1 protein-coding gene is annotated in these 223 nt (G+C 33.6%); it reads left to right on the top strand.

Features of this window, described 5'->3' with window-relative positions; all coding sequences use genetic code 11:
* Positions 1 to 223, top strand: a 223-nt coding sequence (locus HJV72_RS19135; protein ID WP_208073462.1) for a hypothetical protein, incomplete at both ends; no start/stop codon positions are given.

Raw genomic sequence — 223 nt, 5'->3', positions numbered from 1 at the left:
TGACAGATTTGTCGGAAGATAATTTTTGGACTGATGATAAGAATGCCGAATTAGCTTTAACTTCCTTATATAGAGGTAGTATTACAAATGGTTTGGAATATAGTGTTTCGGACTTTTGGTCTTATCATGGTATGTTGTTTATGGAACATCTGACAGACAATGCTTATGACCGTCGTGGAGAAAATAATCCATTCTTTAATATTTCTAGTGGTAAACTGTTGAA

It is taken from the genome of Extibacter sp. GGCC_0201 (assembly GCF_017566055.1).
In the GTDB taxonomy this organism is placed as follows: Bacteria; Bacillota; Clostridia; order Lachnospirales; family Lachnospiraceae; genus Extibacter.
Note: the sequence above shows the minus strand (reverse complement) of the source record. Positions and strands in the feature narration are given on the sequence as shown.